The sequence below is a fragment of the Bradyrhizobium canariense genome, from assembly GCF_900105125.1.
GTDB lineage: Bacteria > Pseudomonadota > Alphaproteobacteria > Rhizobiales > Xanthobacteraceae > Bradyrhizobium > Bradyrhizobium canariense_A.
Genome location: NZ_LT629750.1, coordinates 710,026 through 735,058 on the forward strand (window position 1 = coordinate 710,026; position 25,033 = coordinate 735,058).

The following is a 25,033-nucleotide window of genomic DNA, read 5'->3' on the forward strand; positions in this document are numbered from 1 at the left end:
ATGAGCGAGGCGATATCTGGAGCTGCGAAAGAACAGGGCAAGCGTCGTAGGGTAGGTTAGACGAAGCCGTAACCCGCCATTTTCGTTCCGCGCGATCGGCGGTAGGTTACGGCTTCCGCCTTCGCTCTTCGAGTTACGGCGGAGAAGTCGCCCAATCCGCTCCACGAGCTTGTATCTTATGACTGAAGACGATCCGACCGACGAGATTTCAGAAATCGAGGAGCGGATCGAGGCATTTGCTGAGGCCGCCGAACGATGCCGGAAGTTCATTCTGGCGTCCAAGGCTGCGATCGTCAGTGGCGTCGCCTTGCTGCTCGTCGCGATGCTTGGCCTGTTCGGGGCCGGCCAGTCCGCCGCGCTCGGATCGATTGCCTTGATGCTCGGCGGAATCGTGTCGCTCGGATCGAATGTCAGTACGTTGCGGCAGACTGACGCTGCCATCAACGCCGCCGAGGCGCGCCGTTCGGACCTGATCAGCAGGATCGGCCTTCGCGTAGTTCGCGATGCGCCGGTTAAGCTGATCTGACGAGTCTCACACGTTGCTTCGCTCATGCGCGCTACTCGCTGGCTGGTCAGCGCGGGGCGGGCCAGGCGACTTGTCCGCCGTAACTCGAAGAGCGAAGGCGGAAGCCATAACCCGCCGAGTGTTGTTGAGATTTTGGCGGATTACGCTACGCTGATCCGCCATACGGAGCTTGCGAACAAAAATAACGACCAGGGAGCCGATCCGATGCCCCGCCATCCTGATTTCGTGCCTCAAGGTGTGATCCCGGCGGTACTGCTACCCTTCCACGGCGATCTGTCGATCGACGAGGCGAGTTTCCGGGCTCACTTGCGCGATGTCGCTGATGTGCAAGGACTGTCGGCGATCACAGTCAACGCCCATTCGACCGAGGTTGCCTCGTGCACCCCGGAAGAGCAGCGTCGCGTCATGGAGATCGCGGGCGAAGAAGTCGGCGACAGATTGCCTGTTATTCACGGGGTCTGGGCGGACGGCAGTCTGGAGGCGGCGCGGATCGCGCGCCAGGCTCAGGCCGGCGGGGCTTCGGCGCTGCTGGTTTTCCCGCCGGGTCCCTTCGCGCTCGGCCAGTCGGCGGAGATGGCGCTGGCCCATTTCAAGACCATCGCGGACGCGACCGATCTGCCGTTGATCGTGTTTCAATATCCCCTGGCCACGGGCCAAGGCTATCCGGCGGTGACGCTGGAGCGGTTGTTCGACGAAGTGCCAACCATTCGAGCCATCAAGGACTGGACGCCGCTCGTGCCGCAGCATGAGAGCCAGATACGCGCGTTGCAGGGGCGCAGGCGTCCGATCAACGTGCTCACAACCAACAGCGCGTGGCTGTTGAGTTCGCTGGTGCTCGGCTGCAATGGCTTGCTTTCCGGCAGCGGCAGCGTGATTGCCGACCTCCAGGCAAAACTCTATCGCGCCGTAAAGGCCAACGATCTCGCGGAAGCCCGCCGGCTGAACGACCGGATTTATCCTCTTGCCCGCGTATTCTACGCCGATCCCTTTGTCGACATGCACAACCGCATGAAGGAAGCGCTGGTGCTGCTCGGCAAGCTGCCGCGCGCAGTGGTGCGGCCGCCTTTGGTCAAGATATCAGACGCGGAAGTTGCGCGGATCCGGGACGCGCTGATCGAGGCGGGGCTGCTCGGCACCCAAGCGGCGCTCGGACGCAACGCCGCATAGGGTCGTTAGCGTAGGGTGGGTTAGCGTAGCGTAACCCACCGAAGTGTTTATGTACGGTGCTTCCGTTGGTGGGTTACGGCTTCGCCTAACCCACCCTACGAAGAGCGATGAACATAGAGGGAAGAAAAAATGCCCACAGCCTATTTCGTCGTCCGCGCCACCGTCTCCGATCCCGCCAAACGCAAGGCCTTTGACACCTGGTACAGCCGCGAGCATTTGCCGGACGCGACAAAATCGTTTGGCGTGACCAAGGCGTGGCGGTGCTGGAGCCTCACCGATCCCAGTCAGCATGAGGCGACGTATCAGTTCGCTGGCGAAGCCTCGCTGGATCGCGCGATAAATGGCGCGGACATGAAGCGGCTGGTCGCTGATTTCAATCGCGACTGGCCGGATGTCACGCGCACGCGCGAGAGCTTTGTGCTCGCGGAAGAATTTGCGGCCTGAACATTCATTAGCGCGTGAACAGAAGCGCCAGATTCGGACACGCATCATTGCATCGGCGCGAAATTTCGCCCACGGCAAGCGGTCTTTCCCAAGGTGATTTCTGGCCTGCGGAGACCCATCGCGATCCAAGCGGCGATAAGCCTCAACATGAACTTGCCAGAGTGACCATCATAGTTCGGCAAGTCATCAGCAAGCTCGACGCCGTCTCGTCGGTCTTGTGTCATGACCCGCATTTCAAGGGGCGGCGCGCCTGCCGGAAAGCGGTTCCGGTACATCGTCAGCCAATGTCCCTTGGTAAAGTCGAGGAACATGCCCGAATTGCAACATGTGGCAATGACCCGGCGGGTCGGGGAATCAGGCTTGAGCCGGTGCTCTTCAAGATACTCCTGCCCTGTCACACATTGCACTCGATCCTTTCGATATAGGACGTAGTCTGTTCCACCGTCGGGATTGAGCACGGGTGGCGCGGAAGGCAGTTGTTCGAAGCGACTTCCGGCTTCTTGGCAACTCGCGCAATAGCAGGAGGCGGTCAGAATCGGCCGGCCGATTGCCTCCAACTTCACCTTGCCGCATCGGCATTGAAACGAGCGCGCTTTGATGCGGCAATTGCGCATCAGAGAATCCATAACCGCAACAGGGAGTATGGATTCCGGGCCTGCGCCGAGAGGCGCATCCCGGAATGACGAACGGGAGTTTGCCTGTTCTCGGTCCGCATGAACCAATTCTCGTCCCGCCGCGACCAAGAGAGCCGATGGTGGCGAGAAGGGGATTTCATGAACAGATGGTTTGGTGCGGTGGCGATCTTGTTCGCCGCCGGTCCGGCGTTCGCGGCTGACGTTGCGACCTGCACGCTCAGCGCGGACAAGAAGACGGTTACGGTGACCGCGAACAATCCCTATGCGCAGGTGATGGCCTGCGAGGTGAACCGCAACATGGCGATCCCTGATGGTTTTGCCACGGTGGTTTGCGTCAAGCCGGTGCCCGCAGGCGCAAAGGATTTCGTGATGTGCACCCACGTCGCGGCCGAAGGTCATTCCTACACCCGCGTGAAGGATGCCGACCTGAACTGTCCCGATCCATCGGCGCCGCCGGCCGCGACCAAGGCCGACACCACCAAGGATGATGTTGACAGTGACGATGATGATGACGCCAAGGCTAACGAGATGACGAAGCAGATGCTGAAGCAGGGGCAGGAGTTTCTCGACCGGCAGAAACAGAAATAGGTGCTCCCAGACATCAGTGTCGTTCCAGCGTTGTCGCCTGCGCGTCACAAACCTGCGCCGCGGTTCAGCGAACATTCATGTCGGCGCAGCGAAACTCCCCTTCGTTGATTCAACTTTGTGCGAAGGGAGAACAGATGGAGCGCCGAGAATTTCTAAAACTCGCCTTTGGCGTAGCCGGAGTGGCAGCGGGCGCGACAGCGCTTGCTGCGGGTGCGAACGCTGTGCCGTTATCGCCGATTTCACCGGTGCAGGGCCTCGTGCCTGCGCGTGGCGAAAACACAGAATCTGCGGTAGTGACGCAAGCTGACGTCGATCATCTGAAGCCGGAGCAGGTCCGCTGGGGCCATCACTGGCACAGGCATTGGCATCGTCGTCATTGGGGCTGGCATCGTCATCACTGGCACCGCCGCCGCTGGTAAGGCCGATCGTTTGGCGTTACCGGCCTGCCATGTTGTTTGCGTAAATGATTGTGCCGCGTCGCGGCGAAACCAGAGGAAAGGAAACATCCATGAGACTGCTTGCTGCTTCCGCGTTTGCCATCGGCCTCGGCTCGATGAGCGTCTCCGCCCAGGCCATGCCGATTGCTCCGGTTGACAAGCCCGTTTCGAACGAAATCACGCGCGTCGCGCAGGGCTGCGGCCCCGGCATGCATCGCGGCCCGGCCGGCATGTGCCGCCCGCTGTTTACCTGCCCTCCCGGCTGGCACACCGGGCCGTACGGCAAGAAGTGCTTCAGGAACTGACGCTAGAGCATGATCCGGAAAAGTGGAAACCAGTTTTCCGAAAAGATCATGCTCAAACAAAAAGATAACACCTAGAGCATGATTCAACTCAGTTGAATCATGCTCTAGCTGGGGCAGGGGCCGCAGTATCGGTCCCTGTTTCCGCTCCTGCTCTCACATAATTTTCGAGAAGCGGGCGTCGGCTCGCTGAATTTTTTCAGGGGATCGAGACGCGCTATTCGTTCTCGCCGAACAGGGCGGCAAACCGCTTCTCGCCATTACGGGTAAAATTGACGACACGGCTGCCGGGCGTGGCATCGCGCGCGGCCCATTTCAATTCCGTGAACCTGTTCAGGATCGCAGCGCCGAGCGTGCCGGCGAGATGATGACGCCGCTCGCTCCAGTCGAGGCAGCTCTTGCACAGCGGGCGGCGCGGGTGGGCGAGGGCCTCGGTCGATATCTGCAGGCTCTCGCTCAGGAAGCGTTCGCCCTCAGTGGTCAATTCGATATCCTGTTTGCGCTGGCGCAGCAGCCGTTGCTTCTTCATGCTGTCGAGCATCTGCACGCCGAGATCGCCGGCGAGATGATCGTAGCAGACCCGCGCACGGCGCAGCGCCGGATCCTTCGGCCCGGTGCGTACCCGCAAATGGCCGGCGCGCGCGGCAAGGCCCTCCAGCCCCTCCAGCACAGCGGCCACATCGGGGCCGGTGAGGCGATAATAGCGGTGGCGGCCCTGCTTCTCCTGCTCGATCAGCCCGCCGGCCTCGAGCTTCGAAAGGTGCGAACTCGCGGTCTGCGGCGTGACGCCAGCCTGGTGCGCCAGTTCGCTTGCGGTCAGCGCGCGGCCGGTCATCAGCGCCGTCAGCATATTGGAGCGCGCGGGATCGCCGACCAGCGAGGCGACCATGGCGATATCGGGACCTGCTTTCATAGTTCGATGATAGCCGAAGCGTTAGCGTCGATCAAGCGTCTATTCTCTCCACTGTCAGCAACGCCGGAGGTTCCCGTGGCCATCACCGTTTTCATCCGCTACCAGATCGATCCATTCAAACGCACGATGTTTGAAGAATATGCCAAACGCTGGCTCACCATCATTCCAAAGGCGGGCGGCGATCTCCAGGGCTACTGGATGCCGCATGAGGGCACCAACAACATTGCGTTCGCGCTGATCTCGTTCGAGAATCTCGCAGCCTATGAGAGCTATCGGGCGCGGCTGCGCACCGACAGCGACGGCGTTGCCAATTTCAATTTCGCCGAGGAACACCAATTTATTCTGGCGGAAGAGCGAACCTTTCTGCGTAAGGTGGCATTATAGGCCATCGCGGCGGGGGCTACCTCGATCCGCAAGGGAGGAAGAAATGATCGCCGTCATCTTCGAAGTCTGGCCGAAGCCGGAATATAAACAGGACTATCTCGACCTTGCTGGCCAACTGAAGCCGATCCTTGAGATTATCGACGGCTTCATCTCTGTCGAGCGGTTTGAAAGCTTGACCGAGAAGGGCAAGATCCTGTCGTTGTCGATCTTCCGCGATGAGGCCGCTGTCGAGGCGTGGCGCAACGTGGCAGAGCATCGCAGGAGCCAGGCTAAAGGGCGGGCGAAGATTTTCGAGAATTACCGTCTGCGCATTGCCGGTGTGATCCGCGACTACGGCATGAACGATCGTGCGCAGGCGCCGAAGGATAGCCGCGCCATTCACGCCTGACGCCAATGCTCGCGCGGTTTCGTTGCGTAGAAAAAGAAGGAAAAAGATGATGCCGGTAACAGCAGCAGATAAACGAAAAGCTTTTCACAAGATGCACGAGTCCGGATGCTTCGTGCTGCCCAATCCCTGGGATATCGGCAGCGCACGCGCGCTGCAGCATCTCGGCTTCAAGGCGATCGCCTCCACCAGCGCGGGCTTTGCGTGGTCGATCGGCAAGGCCGATAACCATGTGACGGTCGATGACGTCTGCGATCATCTCGCAGAGCTGAACGGCGCGGTCGATCTGCCTGTCAACGCGGACTTCGAAGGCGGCTTTGCCGATGAGCCGGAAGGCGTCGCGGCCAATGTCGCGCGCGCGGTCAAAACCGGCGTCGCGGGGTTGTCGATCGAAGACTCCACCGGCGACAAGGCCAGGCCGCTCTACGAGCGAAGCCTGGCTATCGAGCGCATCAAGGCGGCGCGCAAGGCAATCGACGCGGATAAAAGCGGCGTGCTGCTCACCGGGCGCTGCGAGGCGTTCCTGTGGGGACAGGCCGATCTGAACCTGGTGATCGATCGGCTGAAAGCCTATTCGGAAGCCGGAGCCGGCTGTCTCTACGCGCCCGGCATCAAGACCAAAGAAGAGATCACGGCCATCGTGAAGGCCGTGCAGCCGAAGCCGGTCAATCTCCTGATCGGCGCGTCCGGTCTTTCGGTCAAGCAGGCCGAGGATCTCGGCGTCCGCCGGATCAGCGTCGGCGGCTCGTTGGCGCGCACGGCGTGGGCCGGTTTCATGCGGTCGGCGCGCGAGATCGCGGAGAAGGGGACGTTCACCGAGCTCGCCAATGGCTATCCCGGCGGCGAATTGAACAAGATGTTCGGCTGAAACTCCGCAGAGAAAAACGCAGCGGGCAATCGATGCCCGCTGCGCTCAAGTCCATATCGCAACGGTCTTAGCGGTTATCGTTGTTCTGGCCCGCCGAAGGATTAGCCGATCGATCGAGTTCCGAGCCGGTCGGGCCGGACGTCGGCGGCGTCGGACGGTTGGTCGCAGCACCCGTGGTCACGCCAGGCTGGCTATTCGGCTGGCTGTTCGCATGGGGCGTCACGTCGCGCATGCCCGCAGGCGCCGGCGGCGGAGCCGTCTGGGTCTGCGCGGTTTGCGCCGGCGGCGCGGTGCTGGCCTGATTGATACTGGTGTTGTTCAAGCCATAGAACACGGCGCCCAAAATCACCGCGATCCCGATCGCAAACAGCGCAATTCTGCCGCTGCCGGCCGGGCCTTCCGCGAGTTCGGGATCGGGCTGCAATTCGTTGTCGAGTGGGGCCGGGCTACCAATGTCGTCGCCGGCAAGGTTCGGGCGATATGGATCGTTCGAAGAACGATAGGGATCGTTCGGCATGCGTTGATTGGCCATGAATGGTTCCTCCGTTAGACCTATGACAATGGCTGTCGCCCCTCCGAGGTTCCGGGAATCCGCCCATTTATGAACCGGTCGATCCGGCTGTGGATAATTCGAGGGCCTGTTCAGGTTGGAACCCGCGCCGTAAGTTCCGTGGCCATGACCTCATGAGGTTGCGATGCGAAGCCTGCCGCCGAGCGATATCGTCCTGTATGCGCTGTCGCTGGTGGCGCTCGCGGCGCAGGCGATGACGGCGGCCCTTGCCGCGGGCCGGCGCAGCATGGATTGGGTCGGCGTATGCCTGCTGGGCTGCATCACCGCGCTCGGCGGCAGCACCATCCGCGATGTCCTGCTTGGACACTATCCGCTGCTGTGGGTGCAGAACCCGTCATACCTCGCGCTGACGGCAGGTGCGGCTTTCGTGACCATCCTGACCGCGCGCGTGGTCCACCGGCTCAATCTGGCGTTTCTGGTCCTCGACGCCATCGGCCTCGTGGTCTTCACCATGGCCGGCTGCGATGTCGCCTGGCAGATGAATGACGCGCTGCCGATCGTGATTGTCGCGGGGATGATCACCGGCTGCGCCGGTGGCGTGCTGCGTGACATCCTCTGCAATGACGTGCCGCTGTTGTTTCGCTCCGAGCTCTACGCCAGCGTTTCCGCCGTCACCGGTCTGTTTTACGCCACCGCGTTCGGCCTGAAACTGAATGACGAAACCTGGACGGCGCTAACGTTCGTCCTCGGCCTGTCGTTTCGGCTGTTGGCGATCCGCTACAAATGGGAAATGCCGAAATTCGTCTTCAACGAGGACGGGCGTTAAGCGAGGCGCAAAATCTCATTGCTGTTTGCGCGCCTTCGCGACTTGGGCCGGCGTCACCGCGGGCGAGGCGTTGCCCCACGAATTCCTGATATAGGTCGCGACATCAGCGATCTCCTGATCGGACAATTTTTCGCTGTAGGCCGGCATCGATCCGCTGTTGGGCGCGCGCGGCGTCGTCACGGTCTCCGCGCCGTCCAGGATAATGCGCAGCGTGCTGGAGGGATCGGCGGATTGCAGGTTGGCGTTGCCAGGCAGCGGCGGATAAATCCGCGGCGCGCCGCTTCCATCCATCTCATGGCAGGCGATGCAAGCGCCTCTGTAGATTTTCTGCCCGTCAGCCATTTGCGTCGGAGGAGGCGGGGCGACAACAGGCTCAGGCGCGCGCGCCCGCAAATCCTTGAGATAGACGGCCATGGCGTGGACGTCGGCATCGCTCATCTTCGAGGTCGAATTGACGACAACTTCGGCCATCAATCCATCGGCGTGGCTGCGGCCGTTGCGGCCGCTTTGCAGATATTCGGTGATGTCGTCGACGCTCCACGATTTGAGCCCACCGCGCTCGGCGCCGTCGAGCCGCGGCGCGAACCAGCCCGCGACCGGCGCGCCGCCATAGGCCCGGCCGCGTTTGTTGGCGCCGAACAGGTTCTTAGGCGTGTGGCATGCGCCGCAATGCGCCGCGCCCCTGACCAGATAGGCGCCGCGATTCCATTCCGCGCTCTTGTCCGGCTTTGGCACAAAGGTACGAGGCCGGAAGAACAGCCAGTCCCAGGCGCGCATGACCACGCGGTGGTTCAACGGCCAGCGTAATTCCGGCGGCGGCCGCGTATTGCGGAACGGTGTGAGCGTCGCAAGGTAGGCGCGGATCGCCAGCACGTCGTCGCGGGTGATCCTCGTGAAATTCGGATAGGGAAACGCTGGATAATAGCGCAAACCATTGGGTGCGATGCCCTCGTGCAGGGCGCGGTAGAAGTCGTCATCGCTCCAGCCGCCGAGGCCGGTATCTCGATCCGGTGTCAGGTTTGGCGAATAAATTGCCCCGAATGGGGTGTCGATGCGTTTTCCCCCCGCGAACGGCTTTGAGGGATCGGCGGTGTGGCAGCTTGCGCAATCGGCCGCTTCCGTCAGCGCCTTGCCGCGGGCGATGATCTCCGGCGAGGGCTGCGCCTTGGTCTGGCCGCCGACGAATGCGGTGCACAAAAACAGGACCGCGAGAATCGCCCGCGCTGCGTAATATCGTCTCGGCACTAATTGCTCTCCCACACCATTATATCGTGAAACCCAGGAGAACGACTACGCCACGCCATTTCGCGATTGGGCTGTTCAACGACACAAACCGAAAAAACCCTCGGGTATTCCCGGCACGAAATTGCGATCTGCAAAAGGCGAGGCTCGGCTATCGATATTTGTGGTGCGCTTGGCTCAAGAACCGACATAGACTGGTTCTAACGACTTTAGATGCCTAGATAAAAGAGCCGGCCGGCTGTTCGCCATCCGGTAGAAGAGGGTGGAATGGGAATCAATCAGGGTCCGATCAGTCTCGATCAGAAATACACCCAGGGCTCCGGTCATGTCTTCCTGACCGGTATCCAGGCGCTGGTCCGGCTCCCGATGGCGCAGATCCGCCGCGATCGCGCCGCCGGCCTCAACACCGCAGGCTTCATCTCGGGCTACCGCGGTTCGCCGCTGGGCGGTTACGATCAGCAGCTGTTCGCCGCGCGAAAACACCTCGAACAATACAACATCAAGTTTCAGCCCGGCGTGAACGAGGATCTGGCCGCGACCGCGATCTGGGGCTCGCAGCAGCTTAATCTCTCGGCCGGCGCCAATCACGATGGTGTGGTTGGCATCTGGTATGGCAAGGGCCCTGGCGTCGACCGCTGTGGCGATGTGTTCCGCCACGGCAATGCCGCGGGCTCGGCGAAAAACGGCGGCGTGCTTTGCCTCGCCGGTGACGATCACGGCGCCAAATCCTCGACCGTGCCGCATCAGTCCGACCACGCCTTCATCTCCGCGCTGATGCCCTACCTCTATCCCTCCAGCATCCATGAAATGATCGAGATGGGCCTGTTGGGAATAGCGATGTCGCGCTATTCCGGCTGCTGGGTTGGCATGAAGGTGATCACCGAGACCGTGGAGACCACGGCGGAGATCGACCTCACCGACGAGATGAAGCCCTTCATCATTCCCACCGATTTCGAGATGCCGCCGGGCGGACTCAATCTGCGCTGGCCTGATGACCGCTACGACCAGGACCGGCGGTTGCAGGACTACAAGGGCTTTGCCGCGATCGCGTTCGCGCGCGCCAACAAGGTCAACCGGATCACGATGGATTCGCCCAATGCGCGGTTCGGCATCATGGCCTCGGGCAAGAGCTATGAGGACATCCGGCAGGCGCTGCGGGAACTCGGCATCACGCCGGAAGTCGCCGCCAAGATCGGACTTAGGCTCTACAAGATCGGCATGCCCTGGCCGCTGGAGCCGCAAGGGGTGCGCGAATTCGCTGTCGGACTCGAAGAGATATTCATCATCGAAGAGCGCCGCGAGATCGTCGAAAATCAAGTGAAGCAGGAGCTGTTCAACTGGCGCGACGATGTGCGCCCGCGCATCGTCGGCAAGATGGACGACCACGACAAGCGCTTCCTGCCCTTCGCCGAAGAGCTGAGCGTGGCGTCGCTGGCAAGCTCGCTGACCGAGCGGCTGCTGCGGCTCAATCTCAATCCCGAAATCGCCGCCATGCTGCGCGCCAAGGCCGACTGGTTCAACGGCCGGCAGGCGAGCCAGATGCAGGCGGTGGCGCCGATTACACGCACGCCGTATTTCTGTTCGGGCTGCCCGCACAACACCTCCACCAAGGTGCCGGAAGGCAGCCGCGCCTTTGCCGGCATCGGCTGTCACTTCATGGCGTTGTGGATGGACCGCAACACCGAGACCTTCACCCATATGGGCGGCGAGGGCGTGCCCTGGGTCGGCGTCGCGCCGTTCACCAAGGAAGAGCACGTGTTCGCCAATCTCGGCGACGGCACCTACTTCCATTCCGGCAGCCTCGCGATCCGTCAGGCCGTCGCCTCCAAAGCCAACATCACCTACAAGATCCTCTATAACGACGCGACCGCGATGACCGGCGGCCAGCATGTCGACGGCGAATTGTCGCCGCAGCAGATCACCTTCCAGCTCCACTCCGAAGGCATCCGCGACATCTATCTGGTGTCGGAGAATCCCGACGCCTATCCGGCCTCCGATATCGCGCCCGGCACCAAGACCGCGCATCGCGATGAGCTCGATGCCGTGATGAAGACGTTGCGCAAGGTGAAGGGTGCGTCTGCGATCGTGTTCGTGCAGACCTGCGCGGCCGAAAAGCGCCGCCGCCGCAAACGCGGCACGATGGAGGATCCGCAACGCCGTGTGCTCATCAACCCCGCGGTGTGCGAAGGTTGCGGCGATTGTTCGGTGCAGTCGAACTGTATTTCGGTCGAGCCGCTGGAAACCGAGCTGGGGCGCAAGCGCACCATCAATCAGTCGAGCTGCAACAAGGATTATTCCTGCCTCAAGGGCTTTTGTCCGTCCTTTGTCACGGTCGACGGCGGCAAGCTTCGTCGCCGCGCACCCGCGGACCTGGGTGCTATCGGCGATCTGCCGGAGCCGGCATCACGGCCCTCGCTGGATCGGCCCTATAACGTCGCGGTCGGCGGCGTCGGCGGCACCGGCGTGCTCACCATCGGCGCACTGCTCGGCATGGCCGCCCACATCGAGGGCAAGGCCAGCATGATTCTGGACATGTCGGGCCTCGCACAAAAGGGCGGCGCGGTACTGAGCCACGTCCGGCTGTCGGAGCATACCGCCGACGTCACCTGTTCGCGCATCGTCACCGGCACCGCCGATCTCGTGCTGGCGGCGGATGAAGTGGTGGCGGCCGCCAAGGAGACCATGACGCTCTGCGAATCCGGCCGCACCACCGGCGTCATCAACACCCATCTCATTCCGATCGCGGATTTCATCCTGAACCGCGACTTCAATTTCCAGGCCCGCAAAGTCAATCACGTGCTGGAAACAGCGCTCCGCAAGGATTCCTCGTTCTTCGATTTCACCAAACCGGCCGAACTCCTGCTCGGCGATTCCATCGCCACCAACATGATGATGATGGGCTACGCCTATCAGAAGGGGCTGTTGCCGCTCTCGGCCAAGGCGATCGAGCAGGCGATCGAGGTCAATGGCGTCGCGGTCAAGATGAACACGCAGGCCTTCCAGCTCGGGCGTTTGGCCGCTGTCGATCCCGCGCGATTGGCGGCGATGATGAAGGGGCAGGACGAGACGGTCGCGCCGAAGACGCTGGAGGCGATGTCGCTTGACGAGATCGTCGCGCATCGCAGCGCGCTGCTGACCGATTATCAGAACGCAAAGCTCGCCGGGCGTTACCGCGATCTGGTGACGAAGGTGCGTAACGCGGCTACCGATCGCGGTTTTGGCGACGAGTTGCCGCGCGCGGTCGCGATCAACTACGCCAAGCTGCTCGCCTACAAGGACGAATACGAGGTGGCGCGGCTCTACACCGATGGCAGGTTTGAAAAGCAGATCCGTGATCAGTTCGACGGCGACTTCAAGATCAGTTTTAATCTCGCACCGCCAATGCTCGGCGGCGGCACCGACGCATTGGGCCGGCCGAAGAAGCGCGCATTCGGTGCGTGGATGATGCCGGTGTTCAAGGTTCTCGCTGGTCTGCGTGGCTTTCGCGGCACGGCGTTTGATATCTTCGGTCGCGGCGCCGACCGCAAGCTCGAACGCGATCTGATCGCGGCCTACGAGAAAGACGTCGCAACCACGCTCGGCGCGCTTTCGCCGGTCACGCTCGATACCGCGGTCGAACTGCTGTCGCTGCCCGATCGCATCAGGGGCTATGGGCCGGTGAAAGAGAAAGCGGCCAGGGAAGCGCAAACCCGGCACGCACAGCTCGTTGCCGATCTGGTCAGCCCGCCGCCCGCGCCGAGGCAGATCGCGGCGGAGTAGGCGCTCGCGTGGTCGCGTAGGGTGGGTTAGCGCGGCGTAACCCGCCTTCTTTGTGTATCATTCTGAAATTGGTGGGCAACGCCTTCGGCTAACCACCCTACGGCGCTCAAAATGCGGCCAGTGAAATAGGGCTTTTCATCAAAGCTCGTCATGCCCGGGCTTGTCCCGGGCATCCCACGCCTTAATGCGCAGCCGAGAGAAAGACGTGGATGGCCGGGACAAGCCCGGCCATGACGAAAAAGGAATGATTTTTCGGTCGTTCCGTCCGTGTGTCCGGATCGGTCACTGGGCCATCTTGCATTCTGTCCCGACGGGGAATGCGGTCGCCGCGGGTACGGTCGCCAGCACCTCGTACCAGGCATGCGGCTCCGGCAGCTCGGCCTGTGTTCTGACCTTTACGACGTACAGATCATGCACGACCGCATGGTCGCTCGCGCGGAACTCGCCATCATGGGCGAAAAAATCGTTGAACTTGTGCCCGTCCAGGGCGTGGACGACCGCATCGGCATCCGTGGTCCCGGCGGTGCGGACGGCATTCAGCCATTGCGTCGTGGCCGAGTAATCAGCAGCTTGAGCTTCGGTCGGCCGGCGGCCGTCATGCGCCGCAGCGAACCGGTCAGACCATGCGCGGGCTGCGGCGTCGAGATTCCAGTACCAAGGCGTGGCTGCTACCACGCCGGCATAGCCGCCTTGCACCCGATCAACGTCGGACAGATAGAGCAGCGCCGTCGTCGTCACGGCCGGAAGCCCGGCCTTGGTCACGGCTGTCACGCCGGCATCGTCCTTCGCACCGGCGTCGATGACCGCCACCACCTCGGGTTTTAGGCCGCGTAATTCATCAAGAATGGTCGAGTAATCGCTCATAGTCGATGGCACAACAAAGGACTTCACGACCTGCCCGCCGTGCACCGTGATGAGCGCTGTCATGGTCGCGATGCCGGCGCGGCCAAAGCCGGTATCTTCTGAAACGAATGCCCAACGCTTGCCCTGCGCAGTCTGCGCAAGGTAATCGGCGGTCGTGGTTTCAATCGCCGGCAAGTCAAACGAGTAATGGTAGACGTAGCGGCTGCAGGCGCCCCGGGTGAGGGCGGGAGCGGCCGCCCCGGTGCTGATCGCCAATTTGTGCCGTTCGTTCGCCACCTTGGCGATGGCCAGCGCAATCGGCGAGTTCTGCACGTCCATGAGCAGGTCCGCACCCGCATCATAGGCCTGCGTTGCAAGCCCCGGCGCCTCCGCAGGCTTGTTATGGTCGTTCAAGGCATCGACAATCACCGGCCGGCCCAGAACCGTGCCGCCGAAATCCGCGACAGCCATGCGGGTTGCGTCCACTCCGCCGCGACCGGATCGTGCATCGTAAAGATCGTCGTCCAAATCCGAGATGACCGTGATGTGGACCGGTGCCTGGTCGGCAGCGTGCGCAACGCCCACGGAGGCAGCAAAACTGCATGTGGCGAGCAGCAGGACCTTTAATCTAGCGAGCATGAGACTGCATTCCGGTTATGACGAGGGATTTGGATAAGCAACCATTGGACTGTATCGGGCTGATGACGCCGGTCCATTCACATTCACGATGGTCAATCGCGGCCCTGACGCACGATCGAAACCGCAGCCAATTTGCCGTAGCCCTTCGTTGTATCGCGTCCATCATTTCGTCGAGGCATTGCTGATTTGCCCGACGGGCTGTTTTTTGATTTCGGTGTCCAGCCCAGCCTGAAAAATTTTTTGCTTGGCCGATGCCTAGAAACAGCGATAGGGCGAGTGAGTCCCGTCCTCACAAGAGGGGCGTATCGCGATCGTCACGGACGTTGGGTGCGGGATGCGGTGGATGCGGCGGCGCGCGAGAGACGAACGGCGCTGGTGCGGACGGTGAAGTCGTGTGGTCCTGACGCCCCGACGCTGGTGTCAAGTCGGTCGATGATGCCTGCGCATCACGCAAGTGATGTCGCTTCGCATCACACCGATGACGGTGACAAGAAAGCCCGGTCACCGGGGAGAGCACGAAGCAAGCCGTTAAAACCATTGCGCAGGGAAGGCCGGACTGCTCCGGTGAACCTGTGGTGACTAACTCGTGTGCTTTCTACACTTTGCACGCGAGGCTACGGGTGCAGCGGGCACCCGGCTTTCCCTGCGCCCTCTGTTTTTTTGAGGGACATCGAGCTTGCACAACCCGGGCAAATCGTGCCGCGGGAATGTGGATGCACGTCATTCCGGGGCGATGCGGAGCATCGAACCCGGAATCCCGACATTACGGCGCGAGATTCCCCGATGCGCGATTGCGCATCTGAGGTCTGGTGCTGACGCACCATCCCGGAATGACGGTGTAAGCGAAAGCGCTGCGGTGCGCTGTGTCTCCCGCTTGAGTGCGGCTTCGTATTCCGTCTCGCCTGACGGAATATTTCGGCGCTTGCCAAGGCTGGCCCGACAGGCGAGAAAACCGCTGGGAATGAGAAACGCCAGCGGAGAACGATTTGACCATCAAGGGCAAAGCCTACATTGCCGGGATCTACGAGCATCCGACCCGGCACGCACCCGATAAATCCACCGCGCAGCTCCATGCCGAGGTCGCCAAGGGCGCATTGGAAGATGCCGGGCTGACCAAGGCCGATGTCGATGGCTATTTCTGCGCCGGCGACGCGCCCGGCGGCCTCTGGCCGATGGTCGATTACCTCGGCCTGAAAGTACGCCACGTCGATTCCACCGAGACCGGCGGCTGTTCCTATTTGATCCACCTCGGACATGCCGCCGAAGCGATTGCGGCGGGCAAGTGCTCGATCGCGCTGATCACGCTGGCGGGCAAGCCGCGCACTGGCGCGATGCCGCCGCGTGCGGCGGGCGCCGAGGCCGATTTTGAGGCTGCCTATGGCGCGACCACCCACAATGCCTACGGCATGTGTGCCATGCGCCACATGCACGACTACGGCACCACCAGCGAGCAGCTCGCCTGGATCAAGGTCGCGGCTTCCCATCACGCGCAATACAACCCGCACGCGATGCTGAAGGAGGTCGTCACCGTCGAGGACGTTCTCAACTCGCCGATGATCTCCGATCCGCTGCACCGGATGGATTGCTGCGTCGTCACCGATGGCGGTGGCGCGCTGATCGTCACCACGCCGGAAATCGCGAAAAGCCTGAAGAAGCCGCGCGTGCGCCTGATCGGGCACGGCGAGGCGATGAAAGGACCGCGCGGCGGCAAGGATCTCGACCTGACCTATTCGGCGGGCGTGTGGTCCGGACCGCGCGCCTTCGAGGAAGCGGGCGTGACCCCGAAGGACATCAAATACGCCTCGATCTACGACAGCTTCACCATCACGGTGCTGATGCAGCTCGAAGATATCGGCTTCTGCAAAAAAGGCGAGGGCGGCAAGTTCGTCGCCGACGGCAACTTAATCTCCGGCGTCGGCAAGCTGCCGTTCAACACCGATGGCGGCGGCCTGTGCAGCAACCATCCTGTCAACCGCGGCGGCATGACCAAGATCATCGAAGCGGTGCGCCAGCTGCGCGGCGAAGCGCATCCGAAAGTCCAGGTGCCCAATTGCGATCTCGCGATCGCCCACGGCACCGGTGGCCTGCTCGGCGTGCGCCATGCCGCCTCAACCTGCATTCTGGAGCGTGCGTGATGGCTGAAGCAAAGAAATATCCGGCGCCGCAGGGCAATCCCGAAACCAAACCATTCTGGGATGCCGCAGCCCAGGGCAAATTCATGATCAAGCGCTGCACGGCGTGCGGGGAGCCGCATTATTTTCCGCGTTCGATCTGCCCATTCTGTTTTTCCGACAAGACGGTGTGGGAAGAAAGTTCGGGCGAGGCCACGATCTACACCTTCAGCCTGATGCGCAAATCGCCGGCCGGGCCTTATGCGATCGCCTACGTCACCTTGAAGGAAGGTCCGTCGCTGCAGACCAATCTGGTCGACTGCGATATCGACAAGCTGAAGATCGGCCAGAAGGTCAAGGTGGTGTTCAAGCCGACCGAAGGCGCGCCACTGCCGTTCTTTACGCCGGTGTGAGTGTCCCTCTCCCCTTGTGGGAGAGGGTGCCTGAGCGAAGCGAGGGCGGGTGAGGGGTTTCTATCCGCTGGGAAGTATCCATCCGTCGCGCCGACCCCTCACCCTAATTGGGTTTGTGTTTGGCGTCGATGCAGCCCTCTCCCACAAGGGGAGAGGGCGCAGCAACGGGCACCGCTAAAGAAAAAGATATTCGGGAGAAAACTGCAAATGCCGATCAAGTACGACGAGCTGATGGCCCTGAAAAACCTCGGCCAGAAATACGCCTACACCGATCGCGAGGTGATGCTCTACGCCTATGGCATCGGGCTTGGTGCGGATCCGATGGACGAGAAAGAACTCGCCTTCGTCAACGAGGCCGTAGCCACGCCGCGGGCGCTGAAGGTCGTGCCGACCTTTGCTTCCGTTGCGGCCTGGGGTGCGGGGCCCGGCGAAATGAATCTCAACCGTGTGATGGTGGTCGATGGCGAGCGTGACATCACCTTTCACAAGCCGCTTTCCACCGCGGCCCACATCACCGCCGATTCCAGCGTTCTCGATGTTTTCGACAAGGGCAAGGATAAGGGCGCCGTGATCCGGCACCAGACGGTGCTGAAGGATGACAAGGGCGAGAAGTTGGCGACATTGGTCGCATCGCGCTTTGCGCGCGGCGATGGCGGGTTTGGCGGGCCATCGGAAGGCCAGCCCGAGCCGCACAAGGTGCCGACCCGCGCGCCGGACCAGACCATTGATATCTCGACGCGGCCGGATCAGGCGCTGGTTTACCGGCTCTGCGGCGATCGCAATCCGCTGCACTCCGATCCCGAATTTGCCAAGCGCGCCGGCTTTCCCAAGCCGATCCTGCACGGCATGTGCACCTACGGCATCACCTGCCGCGGCGTGTTGCAGACCTATGCCGACTATGACCCGTCCGCGTTCAGGCAGCACGCCGCGCGGTTCTCTTCGCCGGTCTATCCCGGCGAGACCGTGACGATGGAGCTGTGGAAGGACGGCCATGTGATTTCATTCGAGGCCAAGGTGAAGGCGCGCAACGTCACCGTCATCAAGAGCGGCAGGACGGTGCTGGGGTGAGATTTCCGTCATTCCGGGATGGTCCGAAGGACCAGACCCGGAATCTCGAGATTCCGGGTTCGCTGCGCGCCCCGGAATGACAGCAATAATAGGGAGAAAAACATCATGGGATTACTCGACGGCAAGGTCGCGCTGATCACGGGCGCGGGGGGCGGGCTTGGCGAAGCCTATGCCAAATTGTTCGCACGTGAGGGCGCAGCCGTCGTGGTCAACGACCTCGGCGGGCCGCGCGACGGCTCCGGCAACGACAAGTCGATGGCGCAGAAAGTGGTCGACGCGATCAAGGCCGAAGGCGGCCGCGCGGTCGCCAACGGCGCTGATATCTCGACCCTGGCCGGCGGACAGTCGGTATTCGACGACGCCATCAAGAATTTCGGCCGCGCCGACATCCTCGTCAACAATGCCGGCATCCTGCTCGACCAGACCTTCGCCAAGGCGAGCGAAGCGGCCTGGGACAAGGTGATCAAGGTGCATCTGAAAGGTACGTTCTGCTGCACGCAACCGGTGTTCCGGTGGATGCGCGAGAATGGCGGCGGCGTCATCGTCAACACGTCGTCGACCTCGGGCCTGATCGGCAATTTCGGCCAGTCCAATTACGGAGCGGCCAAGGGCGGTATCTGGGGACTGTCGAACGTGCTGGCGATCGAGGGCCGGAAATACAACATCCGTATCTGGACGCTGGCCCCGGGCGCGCTGACCCGCATGACCGCCGACCTGCCGCGCTATATCGAAAATCCGGGCGCGGCCCTGGGGCCGGACGGGATCGCGCCGGCGGTGCTATACATGGTCAGCGATTTGTCAGGCGACCAGACCGGCAAGGTGCTCGGCGTTTCCGGCCCGCGCGGCGTCCGCGAGATGCGGATGATGGAAATGGAAGGCTGGAAGCCGCCGCACACCGGATGGAAGGCGCAGGATATTGCTGAACACGCCAAGGACATCTTCTTTTCTGAAGACCAGATCAAGATGGGTGCGCGGCGGTTTTAAAGAGCGCCTTGTGACACGCCGTATGCCGGCAAGGCGATTGGCGCGTCTCGGCGCGGGCTGATATAGAGTTGTCATTCCGGGGCGCGGAACGCGAACCCGGAATCTCGAGATTCCGGGTCTGGTCCTACGGACCATCCCGGAATGACGTCATCCATTCAAAGGCATCTCTCATGAAACTCACCGCCAAAGCCGCAGGCACCTTCGCCATTGCACCGACACCGTTCCACGATGACGGCCGGATCGACGAGAAATCGATTGACCGGCTGACCGACTTCTATGCCGAAGTCGGCTGCGATGGCGTCACTGTGCTGGGTATCCTCGGCGAGGCGCCTAAACTCGACGGCTCGGAAGCCGAAGAGGTGGCAAAACGCTTTGTCAAGCGCGCCAAGAACATGCAGATCATCGTCGGCGTCTCCGCGCCCGGATTTGCCACGATGCGCTCGCTGGCGCGGGCTTCCATGGATGCCGGCGCCGCCGGCGTGATGATCGCGCCGCCGCCGCATTTGCGCACCGACGATCAGATCATCGGCTATTTCAAGCAGGCGGTGGAAGCGATCGGCGACGACATTCCCTGGGTGCTGCAGGATTATCCGCTGACGCTGTCGGTCGTGTTCACACCGGCGGTGATCCGGAAGATCGTGATGGACAGCCCGTCCTGCGTGATGCTCAAGCACGAGGATTGGCCGGGACTGGAGAAGATCTCCACGCTTCGCGCGTTCCAGAAGGACGGTTCGCTGCGGCCGCTGTCGATCTTGACCGGCAATGGCGGCCTGTTCCTCGATTTCGAGATGGAACGCGGCGCCGACGGCGCGATGACTGGCTACGCCTTTCCGGAATTGCTGATCGACGTGGTGAAATTGTCGAAAGCCGGCAAGCGCGACGCCGCGCACGATCTGTTCGACGCGCATCTGCCGCTGATCCGCTACGAGCAGCAGCCCGGCGCGGGATTGGCGGTGCGGAAATACGTGCTGCAAAAGCGCGGCGTGATCGCCTCGAGCGCGCAACGCAAGCCGGGCTCGAACATCACGCCGGCTGCAAGGGCGGAAGTGGATTATCTGCTGTCGCGGGTCGCACGCTTCGACAAACGCGCGAACCTGCAGCCGCAGTCCAGCGCGGCGGGTTGATAAAATTACGTCATGGTGAGGAGGCGCGCTTGCGCCGTCTCGAACCATGGGCCGATACGTTTCTCATCCTTCGAGACGCGGCCAAGAGGCCGCTCTTCAGGATGACGGAGAGGATGAAAGCTCATGCCTGCCGAAGCTGTCGCGCCGCGTCCGGCGTCCACGATTCTGCTGTTGCGCGACAGTGCCGGCGACGTCGACGGCAAGCGCCGCGATGCCGACGGCAAGGGCCGCGGCGAGATCGAAGTTTTCATGATGGTGCGCCATTATGAGATCGATTTTAATTCCGGCGCGCTGGTATTTCCCGGCGGCAGTGTCGACGCCAGCGACAAGGAAATCATCGCGAGGCCCGAACTCTACACGGGCGGTGAGGGGCTCGACGCCGCGGCGCTGAGCTTCCGCATCGCCGCGATCCGCGAGACCTTCGAGGAGAGCGGTATCCTGCTGGCCCGGCCGCGCGGCGCGAGCACCCTTGTGGACGCCAAGCGCGCCGCCGAAATCGAGGCCGCCCATCGCAGTGCTTTGTGCGAGGGCAAGACGACATTTCCGAAAGTTCTCGCCGACAATGAAATGTCGCTGGCGCTCGATGAATTGGTGCCTTATGCGCACTGGATCACGCCGGAGGGCATGCCGAAGCGGTTCGATACCTGGTTCTTCCTGGCATCTGCGCCACCGGCGCAGGCCGGCGCCCACGACGGCAGGGAATCCACCGACTCGATCTGGGTGTCGCCGCGCGAGGCCTTGGCGGGCGGTGAGAGTGGGCGGTTCAAGCTGCCATTCCCGACCACGCGCAACCTGATCCGTCTTGGCAAGCAGCCCAACGTGCGCGCGGCCCTCGACGACATGAAAGGCAAGCCGATCGTCACGGTGATGCCGGTCATGACCAGGCTCAATGGCGGTCGGCAGCTCCGCATCCCGGCCGAAGCAGGTTACGACGGCGAGCTGTTTGAAGTCGGCGCGGCCGGTTAGCTTTCGATCGCAACGAGCGCGCGCCGCGTCATCGCGGCGAACCCCCGGGTGACGAAGCAGTCTAGATTGCGGCCTGACATTCCGCCCTTGCTGACCACCGGGATTGGCGGCATCCTGCCAGAAAAATAATCAGGGCAGGGAGCGCATCATGAAGATTGGGCGCGTTGGCGTGGTGATAGGCGCGTGGCTGACGTTTTTTGTCTTGCCCAGCTTGGCCGTCGCGCAAGATAGCTTTCCCGATCATCCGATCCGCCTGATCAATCCGTATTCGGTCGGCAGCGTTGCCGACGTGTTCGGGCGCATCGTCGCGCAGAACATGGCCGTGCAGTGGAAGGGGACGATCCTCACCGAATCCAAATCCGGCGGCAATGGTTCGATCGCCGCGGAGGAGGTCGCGCACGCCGCGCCTGACGGCTACACATGGCTGCTGGTGACGACCTTCTTCACCGCCAGTCCGTCGCTGAATGTCAGTCTGCACTGGGATCCGGTGCGCGATTTCATCCCGATCGGGCAGATATGCCGTGCGCCGAATTTCTTCGTCGTTCCCACCACGCTGCCGGTGAAGAACGTGGCCGAGTATGTGGCGCTCGCCAAGGCAAAGCCCGGCAAGCTGAACTACAGCCATCCCGGCAAGGGATCGACCGGGCATCTCGGCTTCGAACTGTTCAAGCGGCTGGCCGGCATCGACGTCACCGGCATCGGCTATCGCGGCTACCCGCAGATGGTGGCGGATATCTCCAGCGGCCTGATCACATCGACCTTCCTGTCCGCCAACCAGGCGCTGGCGCAGGTGCAGACCGGCACCATCCGGATCATCGGCGCGATCAATGATGGCCGCTCGAAATACTTCCCTGACGTGCCGACCATGGCGGAACAGGGCTATGCCGAGGCTCAAGTGACGCCGTGGTTCGGCATCGTGGTGCCCGCCGGCACCCCCGGGCCGATCGTCGACCGGATCAGCAAGGCGCTCGACACGGCGCTTGCCTCGGCGGACGTGCAGCACAAGCTTGATATCGCGGGATGCGAGCCGAAGGTAGCCCCGCGCGCCGAGTTCGCTGGCATCATCAAGGCCGACGTCGCGCTGTGGGCCAAAGTGGTTAAGGAGGCCGGAATCCCGCCGGATTGAGCCTCGCGAGGGCATATCCGGGCCGGCGGGCAGGTTCCCCTGAGGGCGGATTCCGGCGTATAAAGCGGGCTGCCTGGAGACGGTCCCGAACCTCATGCCCTTTGCCGCCATCGTCCAACGGATACGGTCGTTTCCGCTTTCGATCGGTCAATTGACCTTTGGCAGTTTTTTCCTGGTGCTGGCGGTGATCGCCGCGACCAGCATGGCCAGCGTCATCGCCATCCGCCATATCGGTACGACCTTTGCCGAGCTTCAGCGGTTGCAGGCTGTCGGCGACCTGGCCGAGGAGATCGACCGGCGGATGAACGAACTGCGGCTGGCGGCGCGCGACTTCGTCACCGATCCGGCCGCCCGGTCCGATCGGGTTTCAACCGCCGTATCGGCGTTGAACGACCTCTTGAAGAAAACGCGGCTGGAGCTTGCGCCTGAGCAGCGGGACATGATCGACGGCGTCACCCAGCGGCTCGCGAACTACCGCGAAGGAATCGAACACGTCACGGCGCTGATCGCGCGCCGCGCGGAATTGGTCACGGCACTGCCGCCGCTGCGGGAGCAGTTTGAATCGACGATCGCCCTGGTGCCCGATCGGATCACCGCCAGAAACCTGTTCCGGGCCCAGAATCAGGTCGCGGCGGCCTTGCTGGCGCAGGATCCAATGGGCGCCCAGCAGTCGGCCCAGCGCATGCAGGCGATATCGATCGATAATCCGGAGCTTCGCTCCGCGACCGACGCCTACGCCGAAGCGATTATCTCGATCGCCGGGACGGAAGGCGAGATCGCCAAGCTCGACAAGGAAGTGCTCGGCACCGAAGGCCGCCAGATCGGCCGCGTCACCGATTTGCTGCGAGACATCAGCGCTCGCCGAGGTCGCGTTTTGGCCAATGATTTTGCCAGGACGCTGAGAGACGATAAATGGCAGAGCATTATCCTCGGCATGGCCGGTGTGCTGGCGGGATTTGCTGCCGCGGTCATCGTGGTGCGCCGGACCGTCCGCCCGCTCAAGGCCATCGCCCGATCGATCCGCGCGCTTGCTGGCGGTGAGAAACACACTTCGATTCCGGCAACGGATGTGAACAACGAAATCGGCGACATTGCCCGCGCCGCCGAGGTGTTCCGCCGCTCGCTGGTCGATGCCGACACCGCGCGTGAGGCGGCTATTCACGCTTTGGCCGAGCAGCGCCTGGCCGAAGCAAGCTATCGCAAGCTGTTCGAAGGTTCGGTTGACGGGATCTACGTGACGACGCCGGCCGGCGCGCTTCTCAACGCCAACCCGGCGCTGGCGCGGATGATGGGATATGAGACGCCGGAGGAACTGATCCATAGCGTCAGCGATATCGCGCATACGATCTATGTTCACCCGTCGGTGCGCGCGATCTATCAGTCGATGATGCGGCGCGACGGCATGGTGCGCGAATTCGAATACCAGGTGAAGCGGCGCGATGGAGGTGTACTTTGGCTGTCTGACAGCGCGACCGTCGTTCGCGATGAGGCCGGCGAGGTTATCCGCTACGAGGGAACCGTCCGCGACATCACCGACCAGAAACGCGCCGAGGATGCGGTCGCAGAGGGCCGGCGGCTGCTGCAGCAGGTGATCGACACCGTGCCGGCGGTGATCAACGTCAAGGACAAGCAACTCCGTTATGTCCTGATGAACCGATACATGGCGGGCATTTTCGGCGTCGAACCGGCGGACGCGATCGGCCGCACCACCTCTGACCTGATGTCGCGCTACGGTGCGCAGAAGACCGACGAAAATGACAAGCGGGTGCTGGCGACGGGCAAGGGGCTCGGGTTCTATGAGGAGGAATATATGGATTCCTCCGGCAGCTTGCGGCAATGGCTGGTAAACAAGCTGCCGCTGCTCGATGCCGATGGCGGTATCGAAACGATCGTCACTGTCGCGCTCGACATCGGCGAACGCAAGCGCGGCGAACTGGAAATGCGCAAGGCCAAGGATGCGGCCGAAGCGGCGTTGCGCAATCTGCGGGAAACCCAGAACTCGCTGATCGAGGCCGAGAAGCTCGCAGCACTCGGACGCCTGGTGGCGGGCGTCGCCCATGAGGTCAATAATCCCGTTGGCATCAGCCTGACGGTTGCCTCGGCGCTGGAGCGCAAGACCGCGACGTTCGCCGCCGAGGTGGAGCGCGGCGATCTCAGGCGATCCCGCTTGAACGATTTTCTCGAAACCAGCCGCGATGCGGCGTCGCAACTGGTCGCCAACCTTAATCGCGCGGCAGAACTGATCCAGTCCTTCAAGCAGGTGGCCGCCGATCGCAATTACTCCGATCAGCGCATGTTCGATCTTGGCGATCTGACCGAGCAGGTGGTGATGAGCCTGCGGCCCGGATTGCGAAAGCACCATCTGACGCTAACCGTCGACTGCCAGCCCAACCTCACCATGAACAGTTATCCCGGTCCCTACGGACAGGTGCTCACCAATCTATTCCTCAACGCGGTGGCGCATGCTTTCCCCGATGGCAGGCCCGGGGCAGTTGACATTCAGGTGCGGGAATCCGGCAAGGACAATGTCGAGATCATTTTTTCCGACGATGGCTGCGGCATGAGTCTCGACGTCCGGCGTCGGGCGTTCGATCCGTTCTTCACCACGCGCCGCGATCAGGGCGGCACCGGGCTTGGACTGCATATCGTCTACAGCATCGTGACGACGCGGCTGGGCGGCCGGCTCGACCTTGATTCCGAACTGGGGAGGGGCACGCGAATCCAGATCGTCCTTCCCCGGACTGCACCGCTGGAGCAGGCTGCCGAATAGTG

The 25,033-nt window shown here is 62.3% G+C and carries 24 protein-coding genes; 19 read left to right on the plus strand and 5 right to left on the minus strand.

The genetic code is table 11. From position 1 onward, the window contains the following. The first annotated feature begins 178 nt into the window (after positions 1-178). The 3 genes from BLV09_RS03525 to BLV09_RS03535 all read left to right on the plus strand — a co-directional run bounded on the left by BLV09_RS03525 (position 179) and on the right by BLV09_RS03535 (position 2,137). Complete coding sequence (locus BLV09_RS03525; RefSeq protein ID WP_146686324.1) at positions 179-526, plus strand: hypothetical protein; 348 nt, start codon at positions 179-181, stop codon at positions 524-526. Between the two features lie 204 nt (positions 527-730). Further along, complete coding sequence (locus tag BLV09_RS03530) at positions 731-1,693, plus strand: dihydrodipicolinate synthase family protein (protein WP_146686325.1); 963 nt, start codon at positions 731-733, stop codon at positions 1,691-1,693. A 129-nt stretch (positions 1,694-1,822) separates the two neighbouring features. Then, the gene (locus BLV09_RS03535; protein WP_146686326.1) at positions 1,823-2,137 is read left to right on the plus strand and encodes a hypothetical protein; all 315 of its coding nucleotides are present in this window, start codon (positions 1,823-1,825) and stop codon (positions 2,135-2,137) included. A 44-nt stretch (positions 2,138-2,181) separates the two neighbouring features. Here BLV09_RS03535 and BLV09_RS03540 read toward each other — a convergent pair whose 3' ends face one another. Beyond that, positions 2,182-2,763, minus strand: a complete 582-nt coding sequence (locus BLV09_RS03540; protein ID WP_244548955.1) for a GFA family protein — start codon at positions 2,761-2,763, stop codon at positions 2,182-2,184. A gap of 147 nt (positions 2,764-2,910) precedes the next feature. Between BLV09_RS03540 and BLV09_RS03545 the strand changes: the two genes are divergently transcribed. From BLV09_RS03545 to BLV09_RS03555, 3 genes are all read left to right on the plus strand, one after another. Continuing rightward, positions 2,911-3,360 carry a hypothetical protein gene (locus BLV09_RS03545; RefSeq protein ID WP_146686328.1) on the plus strand — a complete coding sequence of 150 codons (450 nt, stop codon included), beginning with the start codon at positions 2,911-2,913 and terminating at the stop codon, positions 3,358-3,360. Positions 3,361-3,494: 134 nt separating this feature from the next. Further along, positions 3,495-3,779 (plus strand): twin-arginine translocation (Tat), encoded by a 285-nt coding sequence (locus BLV09_RS03550; protein WP_146686329.1) that lies wholly within the window; start codon positions 3,495-3,497, stop codon positions 3,777-3,779. 89 nt (positions 3,780-3,868) lie between these two features. Then, positions 3,869-4,102 (plus strand): GCG_CRPN prefix-to-repeats domain-containing protein, encoded by a 234-nt coding sequence (locus BLV09_RS03555; protein ID WP_146686330.1) that lies wholly within the window; start codon positions 3,869-3,871, stop codon positions 4,100-4,102. Between the two features lie 214 nt (positions 4,103-4,316). Here the strand turns inward: BLV09_RS03555 and BLV09_RS03560 are convergent, their stop codons facing one another. Further along, positions 4,317-5,012, minus strand: a complete 696-nt coding sequence (locus tag BLV09_RS03560) for an ArsR/SmtB family transcription factor (protein ID WP_146686331.1) — start codon at positions 5,010-5,012, stop codon at positions 4,317-4,319. 75 nt (positions 5,013-5,087) lie between these two features. Between BLV09_RS03560 and BLV09_RS03565 the strand changes: the two genes are divergently transcribed. The 3 genes from BLV09_RS03565 to BLV09_RS03575 are packed head-to-tail and all read left to right on the plus strand — an operon-like array spanning position 5,088 to position 6,649. Beyond that, a complete protein-coding gene (locus BLV09_RS03565; protein WP_167558612.1) occupies positions 5,088-5,396 on the plus strand; it encodes an NIPSNAP family protein in 309 nt (102 codons plus the stop codon). 43 nt (positions 5,397-5,439) lie between these two features. Beyond that, on the plus strand, positions 5,440-5,784 hold the full coding sequence (locus BLV09_RS03570) for an antibiotic biosynthesis monooxygenase family protein (RefSeq protein ID WP_146686333.1): 345 nt from the start codon (positions 5,440-5,442) through the stop codon (positions 5,782-5,784). Between the two features lie 49 nt (positions 5,785-5,833). Then, a complete protein-coding gene (locus tag BLV09_RS03575) occupies positions 5,834-6,649 on the plus strand; it encodes an isocitrate lyase/PEP mutase family protein (RefSeq protein WP_146690967.1) in 816 nt (271 codons plus the stop codon). A 67-nt stretch (positions 6,650-6,716) separates the two neighbouring features. Here the strand turns inward: BLV09_RS03575 and BLV09_RS03580 are convergent, their stop codons facing one another. Then, positions 6,717-7,181 carry a hypothetical protein gene (locus BLV09_RS03580; RefSeq protein ID WP_146686334.1) on the minus strand — a complete coding sequence of 155 codons (465 nt, stop codon included), beginning with the start codon at positions 7,179-7,181 and terminating at the stop codon, positions 6,717-6,719. Between the two features lie 163 nt (positions 7,182-7,344). On the opposite strand from BLV09_RS03580, the gene BLV09_RS03585 reads away from it, so the two are divergent. After that, entirely contained in the window at positions 7,345-7,986 is a 642-nt protein-coding gene (locus BLV09_RS03585; protein ID WP_146686335.1) for a trimeric intracellular cation channel family protein, read from the plus strand. 15 nt (positions 7,987-8,001) lie between these two features. Here BLV09_RS03585 and BLV09_RS03590 read toward each other — a convergent pair whose 3' ends face one another. Continuing rightward, entirely contained in the window at positions 8,002-9,231 is a 1,230-nt protein-coding gene (locus BLV09_RS03590; RefSeq protein WP_433994376.1) for a c-type cytochrome, read from the minus strand. A 264-nt stretch (positions 9,232-9,495) separates the two neighbouring features. Between BLV09_RS03590 and BLV09_RS03595 the strand changes: the two genes are divergently transcribed. Further along, entirely contained in the window at positions 9,496-12,987 is a 3,492-nt protein-coding gene (locus tag BLV09_RS03595) for an indolepyruvate ferredoxin oxidoreductase family protein (RefSeq protein WP_146686336.1), read from the plus strand. A gap of 282 nt (positions 12,988-13,269) precedes the next feature. On the opposite strand, the gene BLV09_RS03600 is transcribed toward BLV09_RS03595, so the two are convergent. After that, positions 13,270-14,469: an ABC transporter substrate-binding protein gene (locus BLV09_RS03600; RefSeq protein ID WP_146686337.1), complete on the minus strand. Its 1,200-nt coding sequence runs from the start codon at positions 14,467-14,469 to the stop codon at positions 13,270-13,272. Between the two features lie 986 nt (positions 14,470-15,455). Here BLV09_RS03600 and BLV09_RS03605 point away from each other — a divergent pair. From BLV09_RS03605 to BLV09_RS03640, 8 genes are all read left to right on the plus strand, one after another. Further along, entirely contained in the window at positions 15,456-16,604 is a 1,149-nt protein-coding gene (locus BLV09_RS03605) for a thiolase domain-containing protein (protein WP_100382368.1), read from the plus strand. After that, positions 16,604-16,993, plus strand: coding sequence for a Zn-ribbon domain-containing OB-fold protein (locus BLV09_RS03610; RefSeq protein ID WP_146686338.1), 390 nt, complete (start codon positions 16,604-16,606; stop codon positions 16,991-16,993). The genes BLV09_RS03605 and BLV09_RS03610 overlap by 1 nt, the downstream gene beginning before the upstream one ends. 207 nt (positions 16,994-17,200) lie before the next feature. Next, positions 17,201-18,061, plus strand: a complete 861-nt coding sequence (locus BLV09_RS03615; protein ID WP_146686339.1) for a MaoC/PaaZ C-terminal domain-containing protein — start codon at positions 17,201-17,203, stop codon at positions 18,059-18,061. A 105-nt stretch (positions 18,062-18,166) separates the two neighbouring features. Next, the gene (locus BLV09_RS03620) at positions 18,167-19,045 is read left to right on the plus strand and encodes an SDR family oxidoreductase (RefSeq protein ID WP_100382365.1); all 879 of its coding nucleotides are present in this window, start codon (positions 18,167-18,169) and stop codon (positions 19,043-19,045) included. A gap of 170 nt (positions 19,046-19,215) precedes the next feature. Beyond that, the gene (locus BLV09_RS03625; RefSeq protein ID WP_100382364.1) at positions 19,216-20,169 is read left to right on the plus strand and encodes a dihydrodipicolinate synthase family protein; all 954 of its coding nucleotides are present in this window, start codon (positions 19,216-19,218) and stop codon (positions 20,167-20,169) included. A 123-nt stretch (positions 20,170-20,292) separates the two neighbouring features. After that, a complete protein-coding gene (locus BLV09_RS03630; protein ID WP_146686340.1) occupies positions 20,293-21,135 on the plus strand; it encodes an NUDIX hydrolase in 843 nt (280 codons plus the stop codon). 148 nt (positions 21,136-21,283) lie between these two features. Further along, positions 21,284-22,261, plus strand: coding sequence for a Bug family tripartite tricarboxylate transporter substrate binding protein (locus BLV09_RS03635; protein ID WP_146686341.1), 978 nt, complete (start codon positions 21,284-21,286; stop codon positions 22,259-22,261). Positions 22,262-22,355: 94 nt separating this feature from the next. Then, complete coding sequence (locus BLV09_RS03640; protein WP_100382361.1) at positions 22,356-25,031, plus strand: PAS domain S-box protein; 2,676 nt, start codon at positions 22,356-22,358, stop codon at positions 25,029-25,031. Positions 25,032-25,033 lie beyond the last annotated feature (2 nt).

Coding starts and splice junctions, on each gene's coding strand:
- BLV09_RS03525 (WP_146686324.1), top strand. CDS start 179: ATGACTGAAGACGATCCGACCGACGAGATTTCAGAAATCGAGGAGCGG.
- BLV09_RS03530 (WP_146686325.1), top strand. CDS start 731: ATGCCCCGCCATCCTGATTTCGTGCCTCAAGGTGTGATCCCGGCGGTA.
- BLV09_RS03535 (WP_146686326.1), top strand. CDS start 1,823: ATGCCCACAGCCTATTTCGTCGTCCGCGCCACCGTCTCCGATCCCGCC.
- BLV09_RS03540 (WP_244548955.1), bottom strand. CDS start 2,763: ATGGATTCTCTGATGCGCAATTGCCGCATCAAAGCGCGCTCGTTTCAA.
- BLV09_RS03545 (WP_146686328.1), top strand. CDS start 2,911: ATGAACAGATGGTTTGGTGCGGTGGCGATCTTGTTCGCCGCCGGTCCG.
- BLV09_RS03550 (WP_146686329.1), top strand. CDS start 3,495: ATGGAGCGCCGAGAATTTCTAAAACTCGCCTTTGGCGTAGCCGGAGTG.
- BLV09_RS03555 (WP_146686330.1), top strand. CDS start 3,869: ATGAGACTGCTTGCTGCTTCCGCGTTTGCCATCGGCCTCGGCTCGATG.
- BLV09_RS03560 (WP_146686331.1), bottom strand. CDS start 5,012: ATGAAAGCAGGTCCCGATATCGCCATGGTCGCCTCGCTGGTCGGCGAT.
- BLV09_RS03570 (WP_146686333.1), top strand. CDS start 5,440: ATGATCGCCGTCATCTTCGAAGTCTGGCCGAAGCCGGAATATAAACAG.
- BLV09_RS03575 (WP_146690967.1), top strand. CDS start 5,834: ATGCCGGTAACAGCAGCAGATAAACGAAAAGCTTTTCACAAGATGCAC.
- BLV09_RS03580 (WP_146686334.1), bottom strand. CDS start 7,181: ATGGCCAATCAACGCATGCCGAACGATCCCTATCGTTCTTCGAACGAT.
- BLV09_RS03585 (WP_146686335.1), top strand. CDS start 7,345: ATGCGAAGCCTGCCGCCGAGCGATATCGTCCTGTATGCGCTGTCGCTG.
- BLV09_RS03595 (WP_146686336.1), top strand. CDS start 9,496: ATGGGAATCAATCAGGGTCCGATCAGTCTCGATCAGAAATACACCCAG.
- BLV09_RS03600 (WP_146686337.1), bottom strand. CDS start 14,469: ATGCTCGCTAGATTAAAGGTCCTGCTGCTCGCCACATGCAGTTTTGCT.
- BLV09_RS03610 (WP_146686338.1), top strand. CDS start 16,604: ATGGCTGAAGCAAAGAAATATCCGGCGCCGCAGGGCAATCCCGAAACC.
- BLV09_RS03615 (WP_146686339.1), top strand. CDS start 17,201: ATGCCGATCAAGTACGACGAGCTGATGGCCCTGAAAAACCTCGGCCAG.
- BLV09_RS03620 (WP_100382365.1), top strand. CDS start 18,167: ATGGGATTACTCGACGGCAAGGTCGCGCTGATCACGGGCGCGGGGGGC.
- BLV09_RS03625 (WP_100382364.1), top strand. CDS start 19,216: ATGAAACTCACCGCCAAAGCCGCAGGCACCTTCGCCATTGCACCGACA.
- BLV09_RS03630 (WP_146686340.1), top strand. CDS start 20,293: ATGCCTGCCGAAGCTGTCGCGCCGCGTCCGGCGTCCACGATTCTGCTG.
- BLV09_RS03635 (WP_146686341.1), top strand. CDS start 21,284: ATGAAGATTGGGCGCGTTGGCGTGGTGATAGGCGCGTGGCTGACGTTT.
- BLV09_RS03640 (WP_100382361.1), top strand. CDS start 22,356: ATGCCCTTTGCCGCCATCGTCCAACGGATACGGTCGTTTCCGCTTTCG.